At 71.1% G+C, this 8,813-nt stretch carries 7 protein-coding genes; 3 read left to right on the top strand and 4 right to left on the bottom strand.

Annotated elements, in window-relative coordinates:
* Positions 1–509 (bottom strand): substrate-binding domain-containing protein (locus tag ACFVS8_RS15150; RefSeq protein ID WP_387063880.1); only part of this gene is annotated, 509 nt, incomplete at its 3' end.
* Between the two features lie 320 nt (positions 510–829).
* Here ACFVS8_RS15150 and ACFVS8_RS15145 point away from each other — a divergent pair.
* The 3 genes from ACFVS8_RS15145 to ACFVS8_RS15135 all read left to right on the top strand — a co-directional run bounded on the left by ACFVS8_RS15145 (position 830) and on the right by ACFVS8_RS15135 (position 4,650).
* A complete protein-coding gene (locus ACFVS8_RS15145) occupies positions 830–2,305 on the top strand; it encodes a sugar ABC transporter ATP-binding protein (protein ID WP_387063878.1) in 1,476 nt (491 codons plus the stop codon).
* Positions 2,302–3,363 (top strand): ABC transporter permease, encoded by a 1,062-nt coding sequence (locus ACFVS8_RS15140; RefSeq protein WP_387063875.1) that lies wholly within the window; start codon positions 2,302–2,304, stop codon positions 3,361–3,363. The genes ACFVS8_RS15145 and ACFVS8_RS15140 overlap by 4 nt, the downstream gene beginning before the upstream one ends.
* Before the next feature lie 105 nt (positions 3,364–3,468).
* Positions 3,469–4,650, top strand: coding sequence for an ROK family transcriptional regulator (locus ACFVS8_RS15135; protein ID WP_387063873.1), 1,182 nt, complete (start codon positions 3,469–3,471; stop codon positions 4,648–4,650).
* Between the two features lie 326 nt (positions 4,651–4,976).
* Here the strand turns inward: ACFVS8_RS15135 and ACFVS8_RS15130 are convergent, their stop codons facing one another.
* The 3 genes from ACFVS8_RS15130 to ACFVS8_RS15120 all read right to left on the bottom strand — a co-directional run bounded on the left by ACFVS8_RS15130 (position 4,977) and on the right by ACFVS8_RS15120 (position 8,644).
* A complete protein-coding gene (locus ACFVS8_RS15130) occupies positions 4,977–6,245 on the bottom strand; it encodes a DUF916 domain-containing protein (protein ID WP_387063871.1) in 1,269 nt (422 codons plus the stop codon).
* Between the two features lie 76 nt (positions 6,246–6,321).
* The gene (locus ACFVS8_RS15125) at positions 6,322–7,593 is read right to left on the bottom strand and encodes a hypothetical protein (protein WP_387063869.1); all 1,272 of its coding nucleotides are present in this window, start codon (positions 7,591–7,593) and stop codon (positions 6,322–6,324) included.
* A gap of 28 nt (positions 7,594–7,621) precedes the next feature.
* Complete coding sequence (locus tag ACFVS8_RS15120) at positions 7,622–8,644, bottom strand: sugar phosphate isomerase/epimerase family protein (RefSeq protein WP_387063866.1); 1,023 nt, start codon at positions 8,642–8,644, stop codon at positions 7,622–7,624.
* Positions 8,645–8,813: the final 169 nt, after the last annotated feature.

Here is an 8,813-nt window from a genome sequence, read left to right as displayed (position 1 = left end):
ATGTAGGTGCCGGCCGAGACGCCCATGCCGTAGTTGTCGCCGAGCACCGTGGTGCGGGCGGCGAACGGGCTCGAGAACTCGCGGTCGACGTTGATGACGGGGATGCCGGCGTCCATGGCCTTGATCGCGACCTCGGTCAGTGCCGCGCCGTCGGTCGGGAGCAGGACGATCGCGTCGACGCCCTCGTTGATGAAGGTCTCGACGGCCGCGATCTGCGCGTTGGCGTCGTTCGTGCCCTCCGCGACCTTGAGTTCGACGTCGGGGAAGCTCGCTGCGGCCGCCTGGGCGCCCGAGTTGATGGCGCCGAGCCAGCCGTGGTCGGCGGCGGGGCCCGAGAAGCCGATGACGACGTTGTCGCCGGTCGAGGCGTTCTCTTCACTGGTGGTGCCCTGGTCGACGACGTCTTCCGTGTCGCCGCTGCTGGTGCAGCCGGTGAGCAGGCCCACGGCCGCCAGAAGTGCGGTGCCGGTGATGATCGTCCGCATCCGCGCGTTCCGAATCGAGCGCATTTCGTTTCCTCCTTGAATGTGATGCTGCTCCGAACGGCGAGGGCAGGACCTGAGGTGGTGCAGCCACATCGAGGGGTATCCACGCCGATGGGGCAACCGTAGCAGAAGTGGAAGCCGATTTTGCAACTTTTGTTTTTCGCGTGGCAGAAGTGCGGAAATGCCCCGAAATCAGGCAGGAACTCGGTATTCGTCGCGCATGAGCCCCGTTCGGGTGGCACTTCCGTTCTTCGGTTTGGGGGTCGCGTGCCGCAGCATGGGCGTGTTATGTTCGCCCCGTGATCAAAGTTGACCATTCATCGTCATTACTCTCCGTCCGGGGGGTGACCAAGTCCTTCGCCGGCGTCCGCGCCCTCAAGGGCGTCGACCTCGACATCCGCCCCGGAGAGGTGCACTGCATCCTCGGCCAGAACGGCGCGGGCAAGTCGACGCTCATCAAGATGCTCGCCGGCGTGCACCGCCCCGACGACGGCGAGATCGCCTGGCTCGGCGAGCAGGTCGTCATCAACGACCCGCAGGCGGCGATCGACCTGGGCATCGCGACGATGTACCAGGAGCTCGACGTCGTCGACGGCCTCACCGTCGCCGAGAACGTCTACCTCGGACACGAACTGGCGCGCGGCGGATTCAGCCGGCGCAGCGAGGCGGCGAAGCGCACGCGCGAGCTGCTCGCCCGCCTCGGCCACTCCGGCCTGTCGCCGCACACCGAGGTGGGCACGCTGAGCGCGGCCAACAAGCAGATCGTGAGCATGGCGCGCGCGCTCTCGCACGACATCAAGCTCATCATCATGGACGAGCCGAGCGCCGTGCTCGACTCCGAAGAGGTCAAGAACCTCTTCCACGTCGTCGGCGAGCTCACGAACGCGGGCATCGCGGTGGTCTACATCACCCACCGCCTCGAGGAGATCCGCCAGATCGGCGACCGCATCACCGTGCTGAAGGACGGCCGGAGCACTGCGAACGGCCTGCCCGTCGGCGACACGCCGACGACCGAGCTCATCCGGCTCATGACCGGCCGCAACGTCGAGAACGTCTTCCCGCCCGCGATCCCCGTCGCCGACGACGCGCCGACCGTGCTCGACGTCGACGGCCTCGGCCTCGCCGGCGAGTTCGACGACGTGTCGTTCTCGGTGCGCGCGGGCGAGATCGTCGGTCTCGCCGGCCTCGTCGGCTCGGGCCGCTCCGAGATCCTCGAGACGATCTACGGCGCACGCCGCTCCACCTCGGGCACCGTCTCCGTCGGTGGCAAGCCCCTGCGCCGCGGCTCGGTCGTCGACGCCGTCGCGTCGGGCGTGGGCCTGTCGCCCGAGGAGCGCAAGAGCCAGGGCCTCGTGCTCGACGAGCCCATCTACGTCAACGTCACGCTCGCCTCGATGGCGCGCTTCGCGAAGGGCGGGTTCCTCGACGAACGCGCAGCGCGCTCCAGCGCACGCGAGCAGATCGAGGCGCTCGAGCTGCGCCCGGCCGATCCCGACCGACCCGCCGTCACCCTCTCGGGCGGCAACCAGCAGAAGATCCTGCTCGCCCGCTGGCTCGTGCACGGCACCCGCGTGCTCCTGCTCGACGAACCCACCCGAGGCGTCGACGTCGGCGCCCGCACCGAGATCTACGCCCTCATCCGCCGCCTCGCAGCCGCAGGCAACGCCATCGTGATCGTCTCCAGCGAGATCGAGGAGGTGCTCGGCCTCGCCGACACCGTGCTCGTCATCGCCGACGGCCGCATCCTGACCACTGTTCCCGCAACCGAGATCGACGAGCACGGCGTGCTCGACCTCGTCATGAAAGGAGCTGCCGCGTGAGCGAGCAGACCACCCCCGGCGGCACCGCAGCCACCGAGCAGCCCCCCACGACCTCCGCCCTGGCGGTCGAGGCCCCCGTGTCACCCCTGCGGCGGCTCCTCTCCGGCTCGGCCGGACGCAACCTCGGCCTCATCGTCGCGCTGCTCCTCATCGTGGTGGTGGGCGCCATCACCGCCCCCGACACGTTCACCACGTGGAGCAACACGCTCACGATCCTCCGGCAGGCCTCGATCATCGGCGTCATCAGCGTCGGCATGACCTTCGTCATCATCGCGGGCGGCATCGACCTCTCGGTCGGATCGGTCATGGGCCTCGCGTCGATCGCCGCGACCCTGGCCGTGACGCAGGACCTCGCCGAGGCGTCGCACTGGCTCGTGATGGTCGTCGTCGCCCTGCTGGTCGGCATCTTCGCCGGCCTCGTCAACGGCATCGTGATCGCCTACGGCAACGTGGTCGCGTTCATGGCCACGCTCGCGATGCTCGTCGCCGCCCGCGGCCTCGCCGAGATCCTCGCCGAACGTCGCACCCTGACCATCGGCTCGCGCGAGTTCATCTCCTTCTTCAACGCGGACTTCCTCGGCGTCGACATCCTGATCTGGATCTTCGCGCTCGTCGCGGTCGGCGGATGGATCCTACTCAACCGCACCACCTTCGGGCGCCGCACCGTCGCGATCGGCGGCAACAAGGAGGCGTCGCGCCTCGCGGGCATCAACGTCAAGCGCCACACCGTGTGGCTGTACGCGCTCGCGGGCCTGACGGCCGGCATCGCGGCCGTGATGATCCTCGGACGCACGACCGCCGGCACCTCGACGCACGGCACGCTCTACGAACTCGACGCGATCGCCGCCGTCGTGGTCGGCGGCACCCTGCTCGCCGGCGGCCGCGGCACCATCACCGGCACCGTGCTCGGCGTGCTCATCTTCGCGACCCTCACCAACGTGTTCGTGCAGAACAACCTCTCGTCGTCGGTGCAGGCCGTCGCGAAGGGCATCATCATCATCGTCGCCGTGCTGCTGCAGCAGCGCTTCGCGCGACAGGGAGGCCGATCGAGTTCCTGAGCTCCGGCCGACGGCTGCGGCGACCGGCCCCTTCTTCGGGGGTCGGTCGCGCAGAAGTCGGCCTGACCTCGACGTAAGTAGTGATATACCGAGAGCGTGACACGAATGACGACCGATTCTCCGCAGACCGTCACGGGAGTGAGTCAGCTCTTCCAGCTGCTCCGTGACGGTGTGCCCCGCACCCGCGCCGAACTGGCGAAGTCCACCGGCCTGGCCCGCTCGACCATCGCCGCGAGGGTCGACGAGCTCATGCGCATGGGGCTCATCACCCCCGTCGCCGACGCGGTGTCGACCGGAGGGCGTCCGCCGTCGCAGTTCGCGCTGAACCCCGCGGCGAAGGTCGTCGTCGCCGCCGACATCGGCGCGTCGCACGCGACCGTCGCGATCACCGACCTCACGGGCAGCGTGCTCGCCGAGCACAACGAACCCGTCGACGTCGCGCTCGGGCCCGAGCCCGTGCTCACCTGGCTCGTGCAGAGCGCGGCGCAGCTCCTCGAGCGCACCGACCGCGACCGCTCGCACGTGGCCGCCGTCGGCATCGGCGTGCCCGGCCCCGTCGAGCATTCGACCGGACAGCCCGTGAACCCGCCCATCATGCCCGGCTGGGACCGCTTCGACATCCCCGGATGGGTGCAGCAGCACCTGCCCGTGCCCGTGCTCGTCGACAACGACGTGAACATCATGGCCCTCGGCGAGCGCGCGGTCGCCTGGCCGAACGTCGAGCACCTCATGTTCGTGAAGATCGCGACGGGCATCGGCGCCGGCCTCATCTCGGGCGGCGCCCTCCAGCGCGGCGCCCAGGGCATCGCCGGCGACATCGGTCACGTGCAGGTCGCCAGAGGCGCCAACGTCCCGTGCCAGTGCGGCAACCGCGGCTGCATCGAGGCGCTCGCCTCCGGCCCCGCGATCGCCCGTGCGCTCCGCGAACAGGGCGTCGAGGCGCACACCGGCACCGACGTCGTCGACCTGGTCAAGCGCGGCAACATCGACGCGATCCAAGCCGTGCGCCAGGCGGGCCGCGACATCGGAGAGGTGCTCACGGCGTGCGTGAGCCTCATGAACCCGTCGGTCATCGCGATCGGCGGCGGCATGGCCCGCGTGGGCGAGCACCTCATCGCCGGCGTGCGAGAGGTCGTGTACACGCGCTCGACCCCGCTCGCGACCGAGTACCTCTCGATCGTGCAGTCGCAGGCCGCCGAGAAGGCCGCCATCATCGGTGCGAGCATGCTCGCCGTCGAGCACGCGCTCTCGCCCGAATCGCTGAGCTCGGGGTTCATCCGCGCCTGACGACTCCTCCAGCGCCACGACGCCCGGATCCGCATCGCGGTCCGGGCGTCGTCGTTTCGCGCGTCGGCGAGTCGGCCGGGCGCTCGGCGCGGAGCGGAAGACCTGCGCGATGCGCGGTCGTGCCCGCAGCCCTCGCTGACTCGACGCCGGTTGCGCATCACCGCCCGCGGTTCCGGAGAGGGGATGCACGCAGCAGGCCGTGGAGCCGCACGCGGTGCGCCAGGCGCACGGATGCCCCCTGCGACGCCGAGAGGGCGCAGGGGGCATCCGACGTGGCACGCCGACGGCGCAGGGTGTCCCTCCGCGCGCCGCCGGCGGTCTTGCGGTCAGCCGGCGGGAACGCGCTCGCGCGCGTCGTCACCCCCGGCCCCGGGTTCGTCGGCGTCATCCGGTCCGGATGCCGCGGTGGTCGAGTGCGCGTCCGCGTCGGCGGCGTCCCTGGCCGCGAGCGCCGCGGCGACCGCCTCGGCGATGGCCTTCGACTTCGCCGTCTTGGCGCGACGCCTCGCGAGGAGCCACCACGTGATCAGGCCGGCCACGAGGAGCACGACGGCCAACGAGGTCCAGGGTACGGCCCACGTCGTGGCTGAAGCCGACACGTCGGCGACCGAGGGCGGCACGCGCGACTCCCCCGGCCGCGACACGACCTCGCCGCTCGCGGCGACATCCGCCGTGACGATGCCGAGCGGGGCGATGCCCGCGACCTGCACCGTGTGCTCGATCGTGCTGCCGGGCAGGAGTTCGGGAAGGTCGGAGCCGCGAACCGACCCGGGAGCCAGGCCGAAGGGGCCGGCGACCTGCACGACGGCGTCGGGGGCGAGGCGGGTGTTGCCGGTGTTGGTGAGCGTGAAGGTCACACTGCCGTCGCCGGGGGCGAACGGCACGGGAGTGCCGGTGTAGTCGACCGTCACGTCGGTGACGGTGAAGGCCGGGGCCAGGTCGCCGAGCACGCGGAGGTGGACGCGGGAACCCAGTCTGCGCTCGGTCACGACGCCCTCGGCGTCGACGGTCATCGAGGCGACGACGCCGGCCGCGTAGTCGCCGGGCGGCGCGTCGGCGGGCACGGCGACCTCGAAGGGGATCTCGGCGGTCTCGCCGCTCGCGAGCGAGATGCTCGGCGACTCGACCGTCACCCAGCTGCCGAGTTCGACCGATTCCTCGCCCTTCGGGAGGATGTCGAGCGAGCCGTCGGGCGTGAGGAACCCGTCTGCGGCGTACACCTCGAGCTCGATGCCCTCGGGGCTGCGGTTGGTCACGAGGAGGGCGTCGGCCACCGACTGCCCGGGAAGCGCCTCGTACGCGAAGTTGGGGCGACCCGAGCCCTGCGTCGTGTCGGCCGGGCGCACGCTCCACGAGACCGTGGTGTCGCTCGGTTCGTTCTCGGCGGCGTTCGCCGCGCCGACGCCGGCGACGGCGCCGAACCAGGCCGAGAGGCCGAGTGCGACGGCGATCGCGACCGCGAGCAGCAGCCGGATCGCCTCCGGCCGGCTGCCGGGGTGCTGTGCGCGGCGGTGCACGGCGACGTGACGGCCCCGGCGACCGGGATCGGTCGGAGGCTGTTGGAGGGGGGTTCGGGACGTGACGGCCTGGGACATGGGCGCGTGCTCGCTTTCGTGCTGGTGGTGGCGAAGGGGTGTCCGGGCCCCGGCGAACCGGGGCCCGGACGGGTGATCAGCTGAGTGCCGTCAGCGTGACCGTCGCGGTGTAGGTGCCGCGAGGCGTGTCGAGCGGGAGCTTCAGCTCGAGGTCGGCACCGACCACCGACGCGCTGCGCGCGTGGCCGTCGGGTGCGCCCGCGAGGGTGCGTGCGACCGAGAGGCCGTCGCCGCCGTCGAAGCCCGACTGCACCGCCGAGCCGGCGACGGCGCCGCCTGCGGCATCCGTCACCTCCGGCGTCCAGCCGAGGTACTTGCTCGACACGGGCGTGCCGCCCGCCGAGAAGTCGGACACCTGCGCGGTGAGCGACCACTCGGGGTTGCCCGCCCGGGTGTCCTGCACCCGGATCGGCACGATCTCGCCATCGGCGGCGAAGTGGTCGAGCTGCTCGTCGGCCACGCCGAGGTCGACGAGGGCCGACGTGCCCTCGAGCGACCAGATGAGCTCGCCCGCGGCCTGGTCGGGCACCGTGACGGCGATCGCCTGGTCGCCCGCGGCGGGTGCGCCGGGAGCGGTGCCGGTGAAGTCGCCGACGACGTCGCCCGCCGCGACACCGGACCCGAACGCGGCCGGCGGGGTGTTGCCCGACAGCTCGATCGTGCCGTGCACGGTGGTCGCCGCGACGCGCAGGTTCGCCGAGTTGTCGCTCAGCACCAGGTCGCCGCCGATGGTGTTGCCGAAGGCGTCGGCCGCACCGTCGGCGTCGGCGCCGATGAGTACGTCGCGGGCGCTGCCGCTCACGGTCACCGAGCCCTGCACGATGGCGCCCGCGATCGAGACGCCCCACGGGGAGCCGTCGATCGAGACGTCGCCGACGACCGAGGTGCGCACGACGTCGACGTAGTTGCCCTCCTGGGTGGTGAGCGAACCGCCGATGGTGGTGTCGACCACCTCGATGTCGACCCCGCCTGCGGCGACCGAGCCGGCGACCTCGAGGTCGTTGAGGTAGACGAATCCGACCTCGCTGTCTGCGGAGTAGACGCTGATGTCGCCCGCGACGCTCGTGCCGTCGAGCAGCACGCCGTACGCGTCGGTGGCGATGACGTCGCCCTCGACGACGACCGAGGTCGCGTCGAGCCAGCCGCCCGGCTCGACGATGATGTCGCCCTGCACGGTCGCGCCGCCGGCCACGCAGTCGACGCCGTCGCTGACGATGAGGTCACCGGCGACGACCTGGTCGCCGATGTCCCCTGCACAGCTGAGGTCGGCCGCCCAGGCGGGAACGGCGACGAGGCTGCCGCCGGCCACGAGCGCCGCGATGGCGGTGGCCTTCCAATAAGTTCTCATGGGGTTGTGTCTCCTTCGGGGGTCGGGTTCAGCCGCGGAGCGCGGCGATCTTCGCGTAGCTGCGGTCGGCGTTGCCGAGCGAGTTGATCGGGTTGCCGCCTGCGGCGGTGCTCGACGCGTTGTCCTGCTCGTACATGCCGAAGCGCTGGCCGCGGTTGCGCTGCAGCTCCTTGAGGATCTGCGCATAGGGGATGTCGCCTGCGCCGAACTCGATGATGTCGTAGCCGTTGCCGTTGGCCGGGTTGAGCTTGCCGTCCTTGAGGTGCACCAGCGGGAACCGTCGCGGGTCGCGCTTGAGGTACTCCACGGGCTCGAACCCGGGGAACAGGTGCCGGCCGACGTAGGCCCAGTAGATGTCCATCTCGAACGACACCAGGTCGGGGTCGAACTCGGTCCAGAGCAGGTCGTACACGCGGCGGTTGGTGTTCGCGCCGCTCGCGTCGGTCGTCCAGTTCCACTCGCCCTGGTGCGTGTGCGTGTAGAGCTTGATGCCTGCGGCCTTGGCCTTGACACCCATCTGGTTCCACGTCTGCGCGGCGGTGACCCACGCTGCATCCGTGCGGCCGCCGGCGATCGGACCGCCCTGGCCGAGGAACTGCATGCCGAGGGTGTTCGCCGTCTCGAGCTGCGCATCGATGTTGGCCGGGTTGAGGGTGGCGTGCGAGCCGACGGCCCGCAGGCCGTTGTCGTCGAGCAGCTGCCGGATCTCGGCCGGCGTGATGGCGCCCACCTGACCCTGCGTGTAGCCCGCGAACTCGACCTCCGAGTAGCCGATGCGCGCCAGCTCCTCGAAGACCGCGCGGAAGCCCAGCGAGCTGACCTTGTCGCGGATCGTGAAGAGCTGGATGCCGATGCGGTTGATGGGCACGAGGCGGGCGCCGCCGCTCGCGGTGGGCAGTGCCGCGGGTGCGGCGAGCGCCGATGCGGCCGTCGGGGCGGCGAAGGCCCCGAGTCCGACGGCGACGGATGATGCGGCCAGCGCCTGCAGCAGGTTCCGGCGGCTCATCGGCTTGGCCGACACCGTCGGGTGGCCGTGAGTGTGGTGACTCATCTCTCTCCTTCGAGGTGAGACCGAACGGGGGACCGGTCGGTCGGGGTGGTGGGGGCCCCCCCGCGGGGGGGGCCCCCCCGGGGTTATGGGGCCCCGGGAGGGGTGGCGGGTTCGGGGAGTTTGGCCCCCCCGGCGGTACCGAGTAGGGCGCCAGGAACAAGTAAAGTGA

Source organism: Agromyces sp. NPDC058110 (assembly GCF_042884735.1).
Taxonomy (GTDB): Bacteria; Actinomycetota; Actinomycetes; order Actinomycetales; family Microbacteriaceae; genus Agromyces.
Note: the sequence above shows the minus strand (reverse complement) of the source record. Positions and strands in the feature narration are given on the sequence as shown.